Source organism: uncultured Kordia sp., assembly GCF_947496985.1.
In the GTDB taxonomy this organism is placed as follows: domain Bacteria; phylum Bacteroidota; class Bacteroidia; order Flavobacteriales; family Flavobacteriaceae; genus Kordia.
On sequence record NZ_CANMEZ010000006.1, the window covers coordinates 160,126 to 179,447 of the forward strand.

The window sequence follows — 19,322 nt, forward strand, 5'->3', positions numbered from 1 at the left end:
ACACTAATGCTATTAAGAATAATTTATGATTCTAGATAGCTTTGAATTTCCAAAAATCGTTATCAGGCAAAGGCGCTTCATAGGTTATGAGTTCTTTAGAATCCGATGCTTCAAAAGTTAATTTCCATGCATGGAGACAAACTGATAGCGGCATATACTTTTTATCTGATCCATATTTTTCATCGCCAACAATAGGAAGTTCAATATTTGCTAATTGCGCTCTTATTTGATGGAATCGCCCCGTTTTAGGTTTCACTTCCAAAAGGTAACCAATATCATTTTTACCAATCACTTTGTAAGAAAGCATACAATTTTGTGTTCCTTTTGATTTTGATGGAACAATTTCTGCCTTTTTTTCTTTGTTATTTTTTATGAGAAAGTTTACTAGATTTCCTTTGTTCTTTGCAGGCTTGTTTTTAACAATTGCTAAATACGTTTTTTGAACTTTTCGACTACTAAACAATGTATTAAATGCTACCAGAATGCTTTTTTTCTTTGCCAGAATTAAAACGCCGCTAGTAACACGATCTAGTCTATGTATAATGCCGACATAAGGTTTTCGTTTACTTTTTAAAATATGATTAAAAACCTGACTTTCAACAGTAATAGTTTCGTAAGGACTTTGTTCACTTATCAATCCAGCAGCTTTGTTTACAACTATATAATCGTTGTTTTCGTATATAACTTCGAGCTTAGACATTACTGATTTTAGTTTTCAAGTTTCAAAAGAATAGACTTATATTTAAAAATAAAGCTTGCCTAAATTTAACGTCGTTTTTTTCTGGATTTGTGTTTCTTCTTAGAACGCGAATGATGAGCAGGAATCGCATTATCAAAAGTGTTCTTCACCTTTTTTGGCTTAATACTTTTCCAAGAATTATTTTCTTCTTCGGGAACTAAAGCTTCTACTAAATCTTTTCTACCTAGTTTGTTCAATGTTTTTCTTATCCAACCTTTATTGTCCTTTTTATACCAAAAGAAGAAACGATGCTGTTCATCCTTTTCCTTTTTAGTTTTTGGAGTTTTGGTCGGTTTTAGTGTATATGGGTGATATCCACTATAATAAATAACCGTTGCTACTGTCATTGGCGTTGGTGTAAAGCCTTGGACTTGCTCTAACTGAAAACCCATTTCTTTAGTTTCTGCAGCCAAATTTGCCATATCTTCTACTTCACAAGCTGGATGATTTGAAATAAAATAAGGAATCAACTGAAGTTTTAATTTCTTCTTTATGTTGATCTTATCAAAACGTTCTTTAAACTTATGAAAATATTGAAATGATGGTTTACGCATCAACTTTAAAACAGGATCAGACGTGTGTTCTGGAGCCACTTTTAAACGTCCAGAAACATGTTTTGTCATCACTTCCTCTGTATAATCATCCAATTCTTTCGGATCAGCATTTTTATTGAATTCTGGCACTAACATATCATGACGAATTCCACTTCCAATAAATGATTTTTTGATTTTAGGATGACTATCTACTGCTTGATATAATTTGGTTAACGGTTTATGAGATGTATCTAAATTACTACAGATTACAGGTGATATACATGAAGGAGCCACACATTTATCACAAATGGATTGTACTTTCCCTTTCATTTTATACATATTAGCAGATGGTCCACCAATATCTGACAAATAGCCTTTAAAATCAGGCATGCTAGCAACTTTATCAACTTCTCTTAATATGGATTCTTCACTACGACTTGCAATAAATTTTCCTTGATGTGCAGAAATTGTACAAAAACTACAACCTCCAAAACAACCACGGTGTATATTAATAGAAGTCTTAATCATTTCAAACGCAGGAATTGGCCCACGTTTATTATATTTTGGATGTGGCAAACGCGTATATGGCAGATCAAAAGAAGCATCAATCTCCTTTTCTGTCATCGTAGGATATGGTGGGTTTATCACCAAAGTTTTATTGTTTACTCCTTGAAAAATTCTTCTTGCTTTAAGTTTATTAGACTCTTGCTCTATGATTTTAAAATTAGAGGCAAATTTCTTTTTATCCTTTAAACAAACTTCATGCGATTCAATTTCTACATCATCCCAATTTTTATTTTTAGGAATCGTTTCATCTTTATGCACTAAAAAAGCAGTTTGCTTTATCGTTCTTAAGCTTGAAAATGGTACACCTTTTTGCAATAGCTTCACAACTTCTCGCAAAGGCTGTTCTCCCATACCATATACCAACATATCTGCTTTAGATGTTTCTAAAATAGTTGGCAATAGTTTATCACTCCAATAATCATAATGCGTTACACGACGTAGTGAAGCTTCAATTCCTCCTATTAACACAGGAACATCTGGAAATTTATCTTTTAATATTTTTGAATAAACTGATGTAGCGTAATCTGGTCGAAACCCTTTATCTCCATTAGGCGTATAGGCATCTTTATCTCTACGTTTTTTACTCGCAGTATAATTACTCACCATCGGATCCATACAACCTCCCGTAACTCCAAAAAATAATTTTGGCGTTCCTAACTTCGTAAAATCCTGTAAATCATCATTTACACTTGGTTGTGGAACAATAGCTACTTTTAGTCCATAACTTTCCAAAATACGACCAATTACTGCTGGTCCAAATGAAGGATGATCTACATAAGCATCTCCACTAAATAGAATAACATCTAATTCTTCCCAACCTCGAATTTTCACTTCTTTGTTCGTTGTTGGTAACCAATCTGAAAGTTTGTTCATCTGCATATCAATGCAAAGGTAAGGTAAATTAGTTTTACAACTAAATACAAGCGTTCTTCAGTGTAAATTTGTTGCCTAGCTTATTTGGCGCTTGCAAAAACTCGAAAAAATTGGAATAAAATATTTTAATACAGTTTTTTATTCACTCCTTTTGTTATTACTTTACATGAAATGAGAATTAACTTTTTTCAACGTGAAACGAAAATTACTCTTCATATTTTTCATCCTTATATTTTGTGTTGGATTATTGAAACTATCACAATATGTAAATGTAAATCCATTTAGAACGGTTGGAGAAGAATTAGATTCTTTCAATAATGTTTCAGTTTATTATAATGGCGCAGTCAACAATGTAGAAAGACGAAATGTAGCAAAAGATGGTTACAATCTCGGTTTGGAGTTTCAATGTGTAGAGTTTGTAAAACGGTATTATTATAAGCATTTAAACCATAAAATGCCTGATAGTTACGGACATGCAAAAGATTTTTTTAATCCAACAGTAAAAGATGGAAAACTAAACAAACAACGAAACCTGATTCAATACAAAAACGGAAGCACTTCCAAACCAAAAATAAATGATATTTTAGTATTTAAAAGTTCTTGGTATAATTCGTTTGGACATGTCGCCATCGTTACTAAAATTACAAAAAATTCAGTTACTATTATTCAGCAAAATGCTGGTTTCTATAGCAATACCCGTGTTTCTTATGATTTAATAAAAGAAGATAATCGTTGGAAAATATTAGATAATAACATTGTAGGTTGGTTGCGAAAAAAATAAACCCATAACTATTAAGACAGGTGAGAAAAACTTAAAAAAGCTGTCTAAAATAATCGTTTTTTAGACAGCTTCTTTGTATTAAATTTAGAATGGAGTAATGTCGAAGCATACTAAAACATATGTACATGGTCTAATACGTCTGTAGTTACATCCTACTGGCGGCGGAGCTAATACTGGTTCTTCACAAGGAAGATCAATTCCAATTGGAATTAATGCACCTCCATTAATTGCTTTTTGCTCAGCTTTACTTAAAGCTTTTCCAATACTTAAAATGTGTTTTTTCATGATTAAAAAATTTAAAATTAGTAATGATTAAAAAATTTTGGTGCTACAAATTACACCATAGAAATCATTTTACAATTTAATATTCGGAAAAATAATACAATTCAAGCTACAGGTTACTTACATGAAGAATACTTATTCAGGAGTATTATCATCTTTGTTTTTCTTATTGAAGAAAACTTCAGCAGGCATGCCCAATATTTTAACTCCTTTAGGATAATAATAGGAATACACCAAAACTGCTGCAAAAATGACAAAGAGGATCAACGTAATAATAATTGTTTTCATACTTAAATTTGTCTAACTTTTGTATTAAAAGTGACAAAAAAAGAATAGCTTTATGTTTCTTATAGAGTCAATATCTTAGTAAATGAAAGACAAATATTTAAAAGAGTTTAAAGATAAATCACAAGAGGAACTTTTAGAAATCATCAAAAACGCTATCAGATATAATAGTTACGAAGTTGATGCAGCACACCAATTGTTAAGAAATAAAACGGCAACGTTTACGCAATATCAAGAGTTAATCGGTGAAAAAACCGCTTCCAAAGAAAGTGAAAATATTTTTTCAACTATTTTAAAGTGGATTGGCATTATCCTTTTCTTTCCAATGTCGTTAATTGTTGTTGCATATTATAAAAATAAAAAAGCAAAGAAGGAATATTACGCAAATAATAGACCGCATAATGAGCGTTAAAAATTATATCTGCACATGAATATGATCATCATGCCGCACAGCGTGACAACCGTGAAAACGTATTTTTGAACTTGTTAGTTTCATTCGTTTTTTTAAATGTGGCTCAATAAATATTTTTTTGATTTTCCCAGAATTTGTCAAAATTTGAATGAATCTTTTGGTGCGTTTTGTATCAAATGAATAGTCATTTTTTTTGTATTGCGGCACTAGTTTTTCTAGCAAACTATATTGAAAATATCCTTTATTAATACAATATTCAGGCATGTTCTCCTCTCCTATTTTTGGCAATTCACAAACACCATAACCCAACCAAGATGGGCTTCCGTTTTTATCTTCTTTAGTAATTGGATCCGTATAATAGAAAGCCAAATCTATTTTTCGTCCATCGTTATGACTCCAATGTGGCAACAAGGGGAATTTCGCACCAAGCGGAAAACAACCATCTAAGTAATAGGTTTTCGTTTCTGGAAACTCTTTCTGCATTTGAGCTGCTGAATGTATTAATACATCATACAAATCTCCATCAACATAATGACGATTCATCATATAGGTATACATACGTAATGGTTGTAACACTGAATGTGTAATTGGCAATGCTTTTCTGTTATAAAAACTTGAAGCCAAAAAAGGTAATACCACAAAAGACAGCAGACTATATAAAACTATAAAAAGTCCAAAATTGAATACTTTTCGTTTCCAATCCAAAGTTGTTATATAACGTCTCAACCATAGATAGATCATATACGCCAAACCGCCAACTTGTGTGGTAATCGTGAGTAGTAAAACTATAAAAATGTGTGTTATAACACGAAAAACACGCATATTTCTTATTTTTTATGATAATTAAATTAACGGTAAAATATCCCCGTTTCACCTTTTTTTAATCCCAATTCGGCAGAATGTACTTTTCTAAATTTTTATTCTGAAACATATTTGTGTATCAAAAAACACGAACAGTTATGTTAAAAACTTTACTCAACACTATTTTATTGTTTGCAAGTTTCTCAATGCTTGCGCAAAGTACCATTTCAGGAAAAGTTATGGACGAATCTAAACAACCTTTATCCTTTGCGAATGTAGTTTTATATGAAACCGAAAGCAATAAAGCTATCAAAGCCGTTACGGTAGCCGATGACGGAACGTTTATATTCAAAAATGTTGAAAACGGAACATATACAGTAGAAGCTTCTATATTTGGTTATAAAACAGAAAAATCGATTGTAATAAAAATTGAATCTAGCAAAAACGCAACTTTCGATTTTGTATTGAAAGAAGACTTACCAGAAAATTTAGGCGAAGTTACCATTACAGCAAAAAAGCCAGTTATTACACAAACCGCCGAAAAGTTAGTTGTGAATTTAGAAAATTCAGAAATGATCAATTCTAATGTGCGTGATGTAGTTAAAAAAATCCCTGGTGTCATTGTCGCTGGTGGAAATTTAAGTTATGCCGGACAAAGCAATGTTCGTATCCTAATCAACGGAAAACAAACCAATTATATGGACATGCAAACGCTATTGCGTGAAATGCCTGCCGATAATATTGCGAAAATTGAATTGGTACAACAACCTGGAGCTGAATATGATGCAGATGGTTCTGGAGCGTTGATCAATATCATTTTAAAGAAAAATGTAAAGCTTGGAACCTATGGAACCTTAAAAACTATGGTTGGTTATGCAGATGATTTTACATACCGTACAAGTGCATCTATCGCTAGTTTTAAAGATAAAATTAATTGGCAAGCAAGCGCAAGTTACTCACGTGGTTCTTGGCGAGAAGATTTACAAATTATACGCAAAGTTGGTGATGAAACCTTTGATCAATTTTCCCGTTCGCCTTTTGACCCAAATACATTGCGTTTGAGTGGTGGATTGGATTATTACATCAACAAAAAACACACAACAGGAATTAGCGTACGACGAACGGGAAGTTCTTCAAATAGAGTTACGGATAATATCACAAACATTACAAGTAATGGAACTATGGAGGCATTGGAAACAGATAACAGTTTTGAGCGCGACTGGGCTTTGTATGTGATCAATCCGTATTATGAATATGATGATGATGTAAATAAGTTAACTCTCGATTTTAATTATGTAGATTACAATTCTACCAATGAAAACAATCTATTCCAAGTTGGACAAAGTACAGTAGCGTACGACAATCAACGTTATTTTCAAGATGCCGATTATAAGATTTATACGTATCAAGCAGATTACAAACGTCAATTGAGTAAAAAAGCTACTTTAAGTACAGGATTTAAATATTCGGATGTAGATTCGGATAGTGATTTAAAATCTTTGGTACAAAATGCCAGCGGTGAGTTTGTAAACAATGCCAATCAAACCAATCGTTTTTTAATTGATGAAAGTATTATTGCAGCGTATGCAAAACTGAATGTTACATTGGATCAATGGTCATTTTCTGGTGGATTACGTTGGGAACAAAGTGAAACGAAAGGAACATCACAAAACTTGAATACTTCTTTAGATAGAACGATTTCAAAATTTTTCCCAAGTTTGAGTGTTTCACGTAAAATTACAGATGAAATTGCTGCAAATCTTGCGTATAGTTACCGTATTCAACGTCCATCATATGAAACATTGAATCCGTTTGTATATTATTACGATCCATTTACTTTTGAAGAGGGAAATCCGACTTTAAAACCTGCGTTATCAAATAGTTTTCGTTTCAACTTAACGTATGAGAATCAACCATTTTTCAGTGTAAGCTATAGAAAAACTGATGACACCTTATTTCAAATTGTAGCGCAAAATGATGTAACTTCTGAAACTTCCCGTTCGACAATCAATTTAGCAAATAACGAAAACTGGAGCTTTAGCCTGTTTGCACCTTTAAGTTTTGTAAAAGGTTTGGAAGGATATACGGGAGTTATTGTAAATCATAATAGATATACTTCAGAAAATTTAACACCAGTTTTAGACAACTCGCTTTGGAGTATGACCTGGTATACAAGTGCTGAATATAAATTACCTTGGAACATTCAATCAGAAATCTCTGGATATTATACGTCTGGCGGATTAGACGGTCAAATTGAATTTGATTGGATTGCAGGAATTGACATTGCGTTTAGCAAAAAATTCTTAGACGAAAAATTAAAAGTTAGCTTAGAGTTGGAAGAAATTTTAGATCGAAAGTTTAACGGAGCTATTAATTATGATAACATAAATGCAAACATCATTAGTGATTGGCCGCGTAGAAATGTATTCTTACAATTGAGTTATAGTTTTGGTAAGAAATACAACAAATCGAAAAATAGAAAAAGTGGCGCTGGTGATGAAGTTGATCGTATAAAAACACAACAATAATAATTTTTGAACTATTTTTAAGGACTTATTATGAATATAAAGCTCAACAGATCAGATTACATGTTACTCATAATTTATTATGGCGTGGCTGTACTGATGTCGATTTATGACTATGCAAAAAAAGGAGAGGATTTAATTGAATACCTACTAGATATTCCTTCCTTTGTTATTGTAGATATTACTGTTATTTGCTTATTCTTATATTGGTTACTTCCCAATTATGTACTAAATAATAAAAAATATTTTCAATTCACATTTTGGGGATTATTTACCTTAATTATAGCTGGTTTTTGGGAAGATGTTGTTGGTTTTTATAGCGGTGGTGGTGATTGGAATACATTTAAATATGGGTTTCAACAATGCATGAACTACATCTCAAATACTACACAAAGTATTGGATTACCTTTCGGTTTGTTATTAGCGAAAAAGTATTATGAAGAACAAATTCTGTATGGAAACATTAAGGAAAAACAGAAAGAAAACGAGTTAAAATTGTTACGTTCGCAAATTAGTCCGCATTTTTTATTTAACAATTTAAATACACTGGATGCGCTTATTGATAGCGACAAAGAAAAAGCAAAAGAATACATCAATCGCTTGTCTCTAATCTATCGTTATCTCATTCAAACAAAAGATGCCGAAGTAATGGAATTGACTGAAGAAATGAATTTTGCTGAAAATTATATGTTTCTTATTAAAACACGTTTCGGGAATGATTATGAGTTTGAAATTATCAAAAATGTATCATTAAACGATAAATTTGTTCCTACAGGAGCAATTCAAACGTTGCTTGAAAATATTGCCAAACACAATCGTGCGCAACATGGAAAAGTAATTTCTGCAACCTTAACAATTGATGAAGAGTGGTTAACTGTTTCAAACACAAAAAGTAACATTAAACCAATACAAGAATCTTTAGGAACTGGTTTGAAAAATCTGGAATACAGATATACGCTATTATCAGATCAAAAACCTGTAATTTCTAATACGCCAGATACATATACTATCAAAATACCAATCATACAACTTAGTAACGAGTTATAAACCATGTATATATTAATTTTAGAAGATGAAATTCCGGCTTACGACAAGCTTTTGGCAAATTTAAATGTCTATTTTAATGAAGAAATCACGCATGATTGGGCGCGTTCTAATGAAAAGGCAGAAGAGCTAATTACTAAAAATAGTTATGATGTAATTCTGTCTGATATTCAATTATTGGACGGAATTTCATTTGATGTATTTAATTCGGTTACGATTTCTTGTCCGATTATATTTTGTTCGGCACATGATGAATATTTATTTCAAGCATTTCGTACCAACGGAATTGCTTATATTTTAAAACCATACACACAAGAAGACATAAAACAAGCCTTGCAAAAGTTTCAATCTTTTTTTAAAACAGAAAGCTACCAACCCATTCACAACGAGACTATTGATTTTTTAAAAACAGCATTAAAACAAGAAGAAATTCATTATAAAAAACGGTTTGTGATAAAAAAATCTAAAGGAATTCAATTGCTTAATGTGACTGATATTAGCTTGATTGAAGCTTCAGGCGATTTTTGCATGGCGATAGATCATTCTGGCAAAAAATATCCTATTTCGCATAATTTGAGTACTATTTTTGAGATGTTGAATCCGTTAAAATTCTTCCGTATCAACCGAAGTCAGATTGTACATATTGAATATATTCAAAATATTGAAAGTCATTTTAAAAACCGCTTACTCATTGAACTTTCAGGAATTAAAGAAAAAGCAATGACTAGTTCATCTACAACTTCTGATTTTAGAAAGTGGCTGGAACAGTAGCTTCGACAGGCTCAGCTACCAATTTCGACAGGCTCAGCTACCCAATTTCAACAGGCTCAGCTACGCAATTTCAACAGGTTCTGCTACCCAATTTCGACAGGCTCAGCTACCAATTTCGACAGGCTCAGCTACCAATTTCAACAGGTTCTGCTACCCAATTTCAACAAGCTCAGCTACCAATTTCGACAGGCTCAGCTACCAATTTCGACAAGCTCAGCTACCTAATTTCGACAAGCTCAGCTACCTAATTTCGAGAGGCTCAGTTATACAGCTCAGACAAGTTGAACTATCTAATTTTGAAATGACTAAATGATTTAACATTTTATTCTTTATAGAGATTTATTCTATGATTTTCTAAATATAAAAAAGGGTGTTTATCCTGTTCCTGTTTTTCTGAATTTGAACTACTTTGTTAGTAAAAATAAGTCATGCCAAAGTTTATAGAAATCACCGATCTTGATGATGTAGTATTTCAAATAAATGTAGATCATATTGTATCATATGCTGCATATGATGCACATTCTGTTATCTCATTATTGAATATTGAAAAAATTCAAACTACACTTACTGTAGAAGAAATAAACACGTTAATTTCAACTTCATAATGAGATGAAATAACGTGTTTACTTATATATATTACTAAAAAATATTATTTTTTATAATGAACTTTGTAACGCCAATAACTTACAACTCCGTATGCCAACCAAATGATTGTAGATACAATTACGAATTTGGGCCCTAAAACTGCGTCTCCAGTTGCATAGGAATGTAATCCGCTTAATACGAAGTTTACACCGAAATAGGTAAACAAGATTGAGCCAAAAGCTGCGATTGCCATCCAGTTGAAAAACCATCTTCCGCGCAATCCTGGCACTAATCGCATATGTAATACAAAAGCATATACCATGATACTGATTAATGCCCAAGTTTCTTTTGGATCCCATCCCCAATAGCGTCCCCAACTTTCATTTGCCCACATTCCACCAAGGAAGTTTCCAATGGTAAGCATTACCAAACCTATCGTAATTGCCATCTCGTTAATGATTGTAATTTCTTTTAGGTTCAGTTCCATACGTTTTTTGTTCTCTTTTGTTGTGAGTATGATCAGCAGCAACGAAACAATTCCTAAAATCATTGCTAAGGCAAAAGGTCCATAACTTGCTACAATTACTGCTACGTGAATTAATAACCAATAACTGTCTAAAACGGGTTGTAAGTTGGCAATGTTAGGATCGAGCCAATTCATGTGTGCTCCCCATAAAATCATTGCTGTTACAAAGGCGGTTGACGCAATTGTTAAATCTGACTTTCGTCCGAATAACAATCCGAACAACATAGTTGCCCAAGCTACATAAATCATGGATTCATAGGCATCACTCCAAGGTGCATGTCCAGAAATGTACCAACGAATTCCTAATCCTAATACATGCAAACAGAATAGGAACACTATTGCCCATTTTAACACTTGTATGCTTCTACGGACTAGTTTGTTGTCTTTGAATATTTGAAATATAATTAAGAAGAACATCAGTGCGCCTACTCCTAAATAATACATCATTAGCTTTTCAAAGATGTTGTACTTATTGTATGTAATTTCCGCTTCTACTTTTAAGCTTGACGGTAATACTTGACTTCCCCATTCTTCTTGACGTTTGTGAAAACTTTCGAGCATTCTGTCAGCTTCTTTGTAATCTTTATTCTTCTGCGAAGCGTTTAAAATCAAGGTATAGACTGGCATTGCATTTTTTACATATTTTGCATATGCAGAATCTTTAATTCCCTGATTTGGATTGTCTAAATAGTTTCTTCCAGAGATCCATTTGTTGTTTTCATGTTCCGGAATTGGAAATATTTTTAAGATATCACCAGAAACAGCTCTGTTTAGTAATCCTAATTTTAAATCGAAATCTTTTATCGCTTTTTGATATTGATTCGGTGTATTTGTAGCATACGCATCTTCCAAATATGGTGCAAGTTTGTAACGTCCTTGTTCATCAAAAAAGTCAGTAAGCTTTGCGTAGTAATCCGTTTTTTCAATTCCGATAATTTTACGCAAACTGTCATGCTTTTGACGTTTTACACTAATGATATTTGCATTGTACCATAGTTTCGGATATTGAATCATGGACAACAATACTTGGTTTGCAGATAAATCGTTGTACTTGTTAGATTTGCTTAATTTACGCACCAATTCTTGTGCAAAAGTATTAGCAGGTTTCATACGTCCGTCATCATCCTGAATGATTAAGCGTCCAAATTTATCGGCATGTTCTTTAGCGACTACATTAGCTGCAATGATAGAATCTATTTGTACATCCGTGATTTCTTTTGTTACTACTTCATGCTCATGGTCTTCACCTGGTGCATGATTGTGTCCTTCATGACCATCTTGCTGAGTTACCGTTTCTTGTTGTGTCGTTACTTCTTTGGTCTTGGTTTCTGTACTTTCTTGCGCAAAAGTTCCAAAACTAAAAAGTAGTAATGCTATGATTGTTAACGGAGTTTTTTTCTTTTTTATCTTATCCAATTGTTTTTTCAAATCACCAAAGCGTGTGTTTTTATCAAATAATATAACCATTAACGCTAGGTATAATAAGAAGTATCCTAAATAAGTAATATTTGTCCCCCAATAGTCATGACTTACAGAAAGAATTGTTCCTTTTTCATCTCTATCAAATTGTGCTTGGAAGAAACGATATCCTTTATGATCCATAATATGATTCATATAAATATCATAATCAAACGAAGGTTCGTCTACGAGTGTTACTCTACTCATAAACGATTTATAACCACCTTGTCCAACAGTTCCGGGGTAACGTTCCGCAATGAAATCGTTCAGTTTGATACTGAATGGAAGTTTCATACGATCAGCTCCATAGTTTAACCAAAAATCTAATCCGCCAATACTCGTTTTTATTGGAGGATTTACCGTTCCTTTTCCTCCAATTAAGCGTACTTCTTCAGTTTCTCCATTGGTTGTCACTTCTAGAATGATTGCATCTGCCTGATCTTTTAGTTTTTCAGGAGTTTCAACAACTCCAATTTTTCCTTTTTTAGCAGGATCTGGAATTACAAATTGCAATCCACCTAAGTTATATAATGATCGTAATTGAAAAGCTTGCAGACTATCTTTGACAACTTTTCCTCCTTGTTGTAAAGCCATAATCATATAATCACCTTCAAACGGACTGTGAATTGTATATCCGTTTTCTGTAGATCGGATACTAATGATTGGTTTTACTTCTAATGAATCTTCTTCTTTTTTATTGAAAGAGACCAATATATTGTGAATACTTGCCGTTTTACCAGATTCTAAGAAGTGATTGTGACGATTTCCTCCGCCAGATTCTACAATTTTAAGGTATTCAATTCCGTTTTCATCTTCAATAATTCCTTCTTCAGCACCTTTAATATAGCCTTTGTAAGCAATCGTAAATTCTTGTCCGTTAAAATCATTTTTCCAAGGAAAGTTTCCTTGAAGCCAAGAACCTGGAGCAATTCCTTCAGGAGAAATTAAATAATCTCCTTTTAAAACTTTTCGTTTTGGCTCGCCATTTATTTCGCCATCTACAAAAGCTGAAATGTATGTTTTTTCGGAAAGAAATGTATTTTCAGTAGCACCTTCCCTAATTGGCATTACACCTTCATAACTTACATACCGTGTAATGAAAGCTCCTAGAATGATAAATATGAATGATAAGTGAATGAGTAATGTTGCCCATTTTTCTTTACGATGTAAACGGTATCGGAAGATATTTCCAAAGAAGTTTACCATGAATAACAACATGATTAATTCAAACCACCATGCGTTGTAAACATATATTCTAGCTGTTATTGTACTGTATTCGCTTTCAACAAAAGTTCCTATTCCCATGGCAAAAGCGAAAGCAAAAAAGAGGACTGCCATTAATCGTGTAGAAAAGAGAATATTCTTGATGATATTACCCATTATGTAGCGTTATCGTTTAGATCAAAATTTCAATATGCAAAAATACGGTATTTTACATAATTTAATGTCTATTTAACACTCAAATTCTACTTATTTTGGAATATTCTATGTTGTGCCCTGTTTTATCTTTTCAGAATGCGTAGGATTGCTTTTTTTAGTCAGTATTATCTACATATGTTTTTTATAGATTAGTCATATTAGCTTTTTTTTGGTTCGCAATTTTTAGTCTATTTATTTTTATTGAAAATCAACATATTAACAAATAATATCTATTCATAACCAAAATATCTAAAATCCGGCATATTAAAAGAATGAATAAATTGTAATACAAAAGATATTAAAGTCATCTCTATTGTGGTTGAATCTTATGATAGTATGAACGAGTTTGATAGCGTTTCTAATACTTCTAGATTTAGTGATACATTTAAAAAAAATGTAAGTTAGAAGGAATATTCCCATTTATATAATGATATGCTTCAATAGATAAAAATAATCCACCAGCAATTAAGATTTCCATATCATGTTGCTTAGCATAGCTTTTGCTAAAATCAATACTTTCTTCAATTGTTTCAAATTTAAAAACAGCATCTTTATTTGGATATATTCCTGTGACTGTTTTTGCAATTTTATCAACCTCAGCTCCTTTGTGATAAGCACGTGTACAGACAACAGCATCCGCAACAGTTGTCAAGATACGTACAATACTTTCCACTTCTTTATCATACGAAACACCTGTGATCAGTATACAGGGTTTCTTTTTGAGTTTTGTATACGTATTCACTAATGAAGTCACAGCCGCAATTGTATGTCCAACATCTATCTGTATTGTAGGATTGGTATGAATTTTTTCTAATCGACCTTTCCAATGAATATTTGGTAATGCTTGATATACAGCAGTCATGAAAGTTTCTTTTCCAATTGTTGGATAATTTTTTTCAAGCCATTTTTTAGTCAATAAAATCGCTACTAAAATATTACTCACTTGATGATCGCCGATTAAATTAGATGTCAATTCTTTAAATTCATAGTCATCAACTGTAATATCTACAATCATTCTGTCATCGTCATACGATATATTTTGAATACTTGTATGCTCTTTTATTGGACATATTCGTATTCCTTTCTCAGTAGCATAGTTTTGTAATTTTTGCAATATATGAGCACTAACATCGCCTAAAATAACTGTAGCTCCTTCATTTGCCATATCTATTTTATCAAAAGCGATCAATTCTTCTGTAGCTCCTAAAACATTTGTATGTTCTAACTCTACAGAAGTAAAGGCAACAAAATTTCCTGTAAAAACACGTGTAGAATCGTGTCTACCACCAATTCCAGCTTCTAAGATAACGGTATCTGGTTTTTTCTCTAAAAAATAAGACAATGCAATACTTGTAAATACTTCAAAAGCGCCAACTTCTTCTTGTAATTCTTCTGTAATTTTATTTTTTTTAAGATGAACCTCATCAAAAATTTTAGCTAAATCAGTTTGCGTAATTTTTTTATTATTAATGCTTATTCTTTCAGAAAATTCAAAGAGATGAGGAGAAATATATTGTCCAACATTTAACTCTAACGCTCTTAAAATATGGCTAATGATTACTGTTGTACTTCCTTTCCCATTAGTTCCGACAACATTTATAGGATCTACTTTGGTTGCCCAATCTGATGCTAAAACATCTTTACATAAAATATTCATTCGATGTAATCCTACACCAGAACCAAACTTCGGAATGTTGATCAATTTCTGTGTCAGATTATCCATACTATGCAATTATATGTTTTGAAACTAATTGTTTTCTCACTTCTCCAACCATAAATATAGAACCTGCTACAACAATTGTTTTATCTGAATGATTCCTTATAATATGTTCGGTAGCATCCTGAATATTTCCATTTCCTTTATTAAACACATAAGAATCATCTATTTGTTGCGCGATTATTTCTTGTGAAATTGCTCTGTGAAAACTATCTACAATATAAATCGTTTTTGAAATTTTAGGAATGAGTGCGATCATTTTTTGAAAATCCTTGCCTTCACTATTTCCAAAAAGTAATATTCTGTTTTGTGTCGTTGAAACATCATCTAACGATTCTACCAATGCGTTCAATGCATGTGGATTGTGCGCAGCGTCTAAAATCCAAACGGGATTTTTACCTACAACTTCAAATCGGGCTTCCCATTGTGTCGTATTTACACCTTTTATCGCTTCAATATTTTTTAAAACACCTATTTTTTTAAGAAATAAACATGCTTCTATAACCAAATTAAGGTTTTCTTTTTGAAAAGTACCTTTTAAGGTTGGCTCCAAATTAATAGACGCTTCTTCTATATGTACAGTTACTTTATTTTCATATAAATCATTAGTCCTATTTGTTATATAATTATTGGAAGTCAAATATTTGACATGATTCAATTTTGCAGTTGTAGAGATGATTTCTTGTAAGAAATTAGGAATCTTTGAATTGATAATCAACGTGGTTTCAGGATTAGCGATTCCTGTTTTATTTGTAGCAACTTCTTCTAATGTTTCTCCTAGTTTTTCTTGATGATCTAAACCTACAGATGTTAACAACGCTAATATATTTGGTAATAAACTTGTAGAATCGTTAACACCACCAACACCAGCTTCAAAAATAGCGACCTCAACTCCTTTTTTGTGAAAGAGTTCTATCCCGATAAGGATTAATACTTCAAAAAACGAAGGAGTATATTCAGCGCCTTTTTCTGCTACAAAATCATATAAAATTGGTTTGAGTTCAGTTACAATATCTAAAATTTCTTCAAGAGAAACTTGTACTCCTTTTATTCGAAACCTTTCCGTTATTGAGACTAAATGTGGTGACGTAAATAATCCAACATTCGTATTTTCATATTGTAAACAAGAAGCTAACATAGAAGCGGTAGAACCTTTTCCATTGGTTCCAGCAACTTTGATTATTTTGAATGTAATTTTATCCGTAAATAAGGGTAAAAGCGCATCAAAACGCACTTTCATAGGAAGTTTTTTTGATATTGTATTACTACACCAATTTAATAATTCATCTAATATTTTTGCTTCCATATAGCATTATAGTTACTATCTAAATTCGGGAAGCAAGTTATAAAAAATTGTAAGTATTGTTTATATGAATTAGGAAAATAGTATGCAGGTTTTATTGTGTAATACTTCTCGCCTGAAATATTTTTATATACATAAATGTTCCCATTTTACGAGCTCTATTTTTTGCCATGTTTGCTTTTTCGCCATCAAAGAGTTCTTCTAGCGTTTGCATCCAATAATTTAACCAAACTCCAAAATGAAGTTCTGTAATTGAATTATTTTCAGCAGCATCAACTTCGGCATGCTTTTCTAAAGGATTTCCTTTGTATTTAGCTACAAAGAATAGATTGGTTTCCCAAAAATCCGTTAGATGTTCCAAATGATGTGGCCAATCTTTAATTTTTGCATTAAAAATAGGGCCTAATAATTCATCTTTTCTAATTTTAGCATAAAATGTGGTGACTAATACATGTACGTCTGCTCTATTTTGAATGTCATGTTTCATTTGCGGCTTGCTTGTTTTTTTATGTTGTACACACTTATCCACAATAATACAATTACTTTGATGATTTCTAACAATATATAATTGATATGTAAAATTGAATCTTCTACAGGTTGTCCTTGTACTATTTCTAATGCTCTCTGATCTAAGAAAGGTAGTAATAAAAACGTTTGAATTCCAATAATTGCTATTAAAACATGTAATAAATAACTTCTTTTAAAATTACCAGAAGTCATCGTTAATAGTGTAAATAGAGTTAAAAAGACAATTTCTATTCTATTGAGCGTTGTGAATATAATTCGTCCTATACTTACGCCAATACGCGTGTCTACTAATTCAGATTGAAATTTTAAGGGAGCTTCCATAAAACTTATTGCCAATACCATTCCTAACCAAATCAATGTGACTAGGTATTTGTGTGCTTTTAGAAAATTCCACATTATAGAACTTGTTTTAAGGTGTGAACTTTTGTGTAATACTACGTATTACATTGCATTGAAAACAATAAACGAAATATTTATTAGCAAACTCAAAATCAACATATTAAACACCCATTTTTCTTTCAGCTGAGCTAAAATAGCAGCATTGTAAAACGAAGTAAGTATTGTACATAAGAATAATTGTATTAACCCTGAAACAGTGTCTAATCCATTCATTAAAATATACATCGCTGCAATTCCTCCGATGCAACTTTGTAGAATAATTGTCAATGGAATATACATGGTGTATTTATCTTGAAACTCGTTATAGTATTTTGTATATAGTATCATTTTGTTATGGGTTTTGTTCCTGACAAATGTCCGCACTCTCACTATTTTTTTTCATGATATATATCATATTTGGAAAGTTTGTTATAAAATTCTAGAGTTATTTAGTTCAAATCGCACTAAAAGTACCGAGTTAAAGTTTCAAAAACCGTAAAGTGTTACTATTTTAGCAGCATGATAAAAATCGTCATTTTAGGCGCTGGAAATATTGCGCAACATATATACAATGTGTTTCAGGCTGCTGAAATGCTAAATGTTGTTCAAGTGTATAACAGATCGAAAAAAGCGTTATCTTACTTTAGCGATGTTCCAACAACAACAAGTTTGAAAAATCTTGCGGAAGCAGATATTTATATAATTGCCGTTGCAGATGACGCCATTACAAGTATTGCCAACAAATTACCGTTTACAGATCGTTTGGTAGCACATACTTCTGGAAGTGTACACATGCACGAATTACACAAAAAGAACAGACGCGGTGTATTTTATCCATTGCAAACGTTTACAAAAGGTGTTCACGTTGATTTTTCTGGTATTCCAATCTGTTTGGAAAGTGGTGAAAAAGCTGATTTTAAAACACTTAAATCTATTGCCGATGCCATTGGAAGTAATTCATACAAAATTAGTTCAGAGCAACGACGCGCTTTGCATGTTTCGGCTGTTTTTGTAAATAACTTTAGCAATCATCTATACAGAATTGCTCATGAAATTTGCGAAACGAACAATGTTCCTTTTGAAATATTGAGCCCACTCATTCAAGAAACAGCAGATAAAATCAATACACTAACGCCATATATGGCACAAACTGGTCCGGCAAAACGTGGCGATCAGAAAACGATTGACAGTCATTTAGAAAAATTAGATAAAGACATTCATAAAGAAATATATACCTTGCTCACACAATCAATTGCAAAAACGTATGGAAGATAAAAGCTATAAAGAATATTTAAACCACATTAACACCTTTATTTTTGATGTTGATGGTGTATTGACAGATGGAACAGTTACCGTAACTTCTTCAGGCGAAATGCTTCGTCGCATGAACATAAAAGATGGATATGCATTAAAATCTGCTGTTGTAAATGGATATAATGTATGTATCATTTCCGGTGGAACAAATGAAGGTGTTCGCAAGCGTTTACAAGGTTTAGGTATTACAGATATTTACTTAGGCGCGCATCAAAAAATAGAGCAACTAGATGAGTACATTGCAAAGAAAAATGTAAAGCTTGAAAACGTGTTGTACATGGGTGATGATATTCCTGATATTCCTGTGTTAAAACGTGTTGGCTTATCAACTTGCCCACAAGATGCCGCGTACGAAGTATTGGAAATTTGTAAATACATTTCACATGTTGATGGAGGAAAAGGTGCCGCTCGTGATGTTATTCGTCAAGTAATGAAAGTACAAGGAAAATGGGATGATAATTTTGATGCTAAGTACGATTAA

At 32.3% G+C, this 19,322-nt stretch carries 19 protein-coding genes; 8 read left to right on the forward strand and 11 right to left on the reverse strand.

All coding sequences use genetic code 11. The annotated features are described in order from the left end of the window. Positions 1–31: 31 nt before the first annotated feature. A complete protein-coding gene (locus Q0828_RS16265; protein WP_298423417.1) occupies positions 32–700 on the reverse strand; it encodes an RluA family pseudouridine synthase in 669 nt (222 codons plus the stop codon). Positions 701–765: 65 nt separating this feature from the next. Further along, positions 766–2,718, reverse strand: coding sequence for a YgiQ family radical SAM protein (locus tag Q0828_RS16270; protein ID WP_298423419.1), 1,953 nt, complete (start codon positions 2,716–2,718; stop codon positions 766–768). A 187-nt stretch (positions 2,719–2,905) separates the two neighbouring features. Here Q0828_RS16270 and Q0828_RS16275 point away from each other — a divergent pair, with 187 nt between their 5' ends. Further along, positions 2,906–3,493: a CHAP domain-containing protein gene (locus Q0828_RS16275; protein WP_298423421.1), complete on the forward strand. Its 588-nt coding sequence runs from the start codon at positions 2,906–2,908 to the stop codon at positions 3,491–3,493. Between the two features lie 84 nt (positions 3,494–3,577). Here the strand turns inward: Q0828_RS16275 and Q0828_RS16280 are convergent, their stop codons facing one another. Together Q0828_RS16280 and Q0828_RS16285 are read right to left on the reverse strand one after the other, a co-directional pair. Next, on the reverse strand, positions 3,578–3,778 hold the full coding sequence (locus Q0828_RS16280; protein ID WP_298423423.1) for a hypothetical protein: 201 nt from the start codon (positions 3,776–3,778) through the stop codon (positions 3,578–3,580). Between the two features lie 132 nt (positions 3,779–3,910). After that, positions 3,911–4,063: a hypothetical protein gene (locus Q0828_RS16285; RefSeq protein ID WP_298423425.1), complete on the reverse strand. Its 153-nt coding sequence runs from the start codon at positions 4,061–4,063 to the stop codon at positions 3,911–3,913. Positions 4,064–4,145: 82 nt separating this feature from the next. On the opposite strand from Q0828_RS16285, the gene Q0828_RS16290 reads away from it, so the two are divergent. After that, positions 4,146–4,472 (forward strand): hypothetical protein, encoded by a 327-nt coding sequence (locus Q0828_RS16290; protein WP_298423427.1) that lies wholly within the window; start codon positions 4,146–4,148, stop codon positions 4,470–4,472. Positions 4,473–4,475: 3 nt separating this feature from the next. On the opposite strand, the gene Q0828_RS16295 is transcribed toward Q0828_RS16290, so the two are convergent. Beyond that, on the reverse strand, positions 4,476–5,294 hold the full coding sequence (locus Q0828_RS16295) for a hypothetical protein (RefSeq protein ID WP_298423429.1): 819 nt from the start codon (positions 5,292–5,294) through the stop codon (positions 4,476–4,478). 137 nt (positions 5,295–5,431) lie between these two features. Between Q0828_RS16295 and Q0828_RS16300 the strand changes: the two genes are divergently transcribed. From Q0828_RS16300 to Q0828_RS16315, 4 genes are all read left to right on the forward strand, one after another. Beyond that, positions 5,432–7,801 carry a TonB-dependent receptor gene (locus tag Q0828_RS16300; protein ID WP_298423431.1) on the forward strand — a complete coding sequence of 790 codons (2,370 nt, stop codon included), beginning with the start codon at positions 5,432–5,434 and terminating at the stop codon, positions 7,799–7,801. Between the two features lie 60 nt (positions 7,802–7,861). Continuing rightward, on the forward strand, positions 7,862–8,845 hold the full coding sequence (locus tag Q0828_RS16305; protein ID WP_298423433.1) for a histidine kinase: 984 nt from the start codon (positions 7,862–7,864) through the stop codon (positions 8,843–8,845). Positions 8,846–8,848: 3 nt separating this feature from the next. Continuing rightward, entirely contained in the window at positions 8,849–9,613 is a 765-nt protein-coding gene (locus tag Q0828_RS16310; protein ID WP_298423434.1) for a LytTR family DNA-binding domain-containing protein, read from the forward strand. Between the two features lie 428 nt (positions 9,614–10,041). Next, entirely contained in the window at positions 10,042–10,218 is a 177-nt protein-coding gene (locus Q0828_RS16315) for a hypothetical protein (protein WP_298423435.1), read from the forward strand. Positions 10,219–10,262: 44 nt separating this feature from the next. Here the strand turns inward: Q0828_RS16315 and ccsA are convergent, their stop codons facing one another. The 6 genes from ccsA to Q0828_RS16345 form a co-directional block, all read right to left on the reverse strand. After that, a complete protein-coding gene (gene ccsA / locus Q0828_RS16320; RefSeq protein WP_298423436.1) occupies positions 10,263–13,562 on the reverse strand; it encodes a cytochrome c biogenesis protein CcsA in 3,300 nt (1,099 codons plus the stop codon). A gap of 424 nt (positions 13,563–13,986) precedes the next feature. Next, complete coding sequence (locus Q0828_RS16325) at positions 13,987–15,324, reverse strand: Mur ligase family protein (protein WP_298423437.1); 1,338 nt, start codon at positions 15,322–15,324, stop codon at positions 13,987–13,989. 1 nt (position 15,325) lies between these two features. After that, a complete protein-coding gene (locus Q0828_RS16330; RefSeq protein WP_298423438.1) occupies positions 15,326–16,624 on the reverse strand; it encodes a cyanophycin synthetase in 1,299 nt (432 codons plus the stop codon). 91 nt (positions 16,625–16,715) lie between these two features. Further along, positions 16,716–17,108 (reverse strand): group III truncated hemoglobin, encoded by a 393-nt coding sequence (locus tag Q0828_RS16335; protein ID WP_298423439.1) that lies wholly within the window; start codon positions 17,106–17,108, stop codon positions 16,716–16,718. Then, complete coding sequence (locus tag Q0828_RS16340; protein WP_298423440.1) at positions 17,105–17,545, reverse strand: hypothetical protein; 441 nt, start codon at positions 17,543–17,545, stop codon at positions 17,105–17,107. The genes Q0828_RS16335 and Q0828_RS16340 overlap by 4 nt, the downstream gene beginning before the upstream one ends. 45 nt (positions 17,546–17,590) lie before the next feature. Next, a complete protein-coding gene (locus Q0828_RS16345; protein ID WP_298423441.1) occupies positions 17,591–17,875 on the reverse strand; it encodes a hypothetical protein in 285 nt (94 codons plus the stop codon). 171 nt (positions 17,876–18,046) lie between these two features. Between Q0828_RS16345 and Q0828_RS16350 the strand changes: the two genes are divergently transcribed. Together Q0828_RS16350 and Q0828_RS16355 are read left to right on the forward strand one after the other, a co-directional pair. After that, positions 18,047–18,802 (forward strand): Rossmann-like and DUF2520 domain-containing protein, encoded by a 756-nt coding sequence (locus Q0828_RS16350; RefSeq protein WP_298423442.1) that lies wholly within the window; start codon positions 18,047–18,049, stop codon positions 18,800–18,802. Further along, a complete protein-coding gene (locus tag Q0828_RS16355; RefSeq protein WP_298423443.1) occupies positions 18,792–19,322 on the forward strand; it encodes an HAD hydrolase family protein in 531 nt (176 codons plus the stop codon). Before Q0828_RS16350 ends, Q0828_RS16355 begins: the two co-directional genes overlap by 11 nt.

Bases quoted from the DNA above. Each gene is read 5' to 3' on its own strand.
- Q0828_RS16265 (WP_298423417.1), bottom strand. From the start codon at position 700: ATGTCTAAGCTCGAAGTTATATACGAAAACAACGATTATATAGTTGTA.
- Q0828_RS16270 (WP_298423419.1), bottom strand. From the start codon at position 2,718: ATGCAGATGAACAAACTTTCAGATTGGTTACCAACAACGAACAAAGAA.
- Q0828_RS16280 (WP_298423423.1), bottom strand. From the start codon at position 3,778: ATGAAAAAACACATTTTAAGTATTGGAAAAGCTTTAAGTAAAGCTGAG.
- Q0828_RS16285 (WP_298423425.1), bottom strand. From the start codon at position 4,063: ATGAAAACAATTATTATTACGTTGATCCTCTTTGTCATTTTTGCAGCA.
- Q0828_RS16290 (WP_298423427.1), top strand. From the start codon at position 4,146: ATGAAAGACAAATATTTAAAAGAGTTTAAAGATAAATCACAAGAGGAA.
- Q0828_RS16295 (WP_298423429.1), bottom strand. From the start codon at position 5,294: ATGCGTGTTTTTCGTGTTATAACACACATTTTTATAGTTTTACTACTC.
- Q0828_RS16300 (WP_298423431.1), top strand. From the start codon at position 5,432: ATGTTAAAAACTTTACTCAACACTATTTTATTGTTTGCAAGTTTCTCA.
- Q0828_RS16305 (WP_298423433.1), top strand. From the start codon at position 7,862: ATGTTACTCATAATTTATTATGGCGTGGCTGTACTGATGTCGATTTAT.
- Q0828_RS16310 (WP_298423434.1), top strand. From the start codon at position 8,849: ATGTATATATTAATTTTAGAAGATGAAATTCCGGCTTACGACAAGCTT.
- Q0828_RS16315 (WP_298423435.1), top strand. From the start codon at position 10,042: ATGCCAAAGTTTATAGAAATCACCGATCTTGATGATGTAGTATTTCAA.
- ccsA (WP_298423436.1), bottom strand. From the start codon at position 13,562: ATGGGTAATATCATCAAGAATATTCTCTTTTCTACACGATTAATGGCA.
- Q0828_RS16325 (WP_298423437.1), bottom strand. From the start codon at position 15,324: ATGGATAATCTGACACAGAAATTGATCAACATTCCGAAGTTTGGTTCT.
- Q0828_RS16330 (WP_298423438.1), bottom strand. From the start codon at position 16,624: ATGGAAGCAAAAATATTAGATGAATTATTAAATTGGTGTAGTAATACA.
- Q0828_RS16335 (WP_298423439.1), bottom strand. From the start codon at position 17,108: ATGAAACATGACATTCAAAATAGAGCAGACGTACATGTATTAGTCACC.
- Q0828_RS16340 (WP_298423440.1), bottom strand. From the start codon at position 17,545: ATGTGGAATTTTCTAAAAGCACACAAATACCTAGTCACATTGATTTGG.
- Q0828_RS16345 (WP_298423441.1), bottom strand. From the start codon at position 17,875: ATGATACTATATACAAAATACTATAACGAGTTTCAAGATAAATACACC.
- Q0828_RS16350 (WP_298423442.1), top strand. From the start codon at position 18,047: ATGATAAAAATCGTCATTTTAGGCGCTGGAAATATTGCGCAACATATA.
- Q0828_RS16355 (WP_298423443.1), top strand. From the start codon at position 18,792: ATGGAAGATAAAAGCTATAAAGAATATTTAAACCACATTAACACCTTT.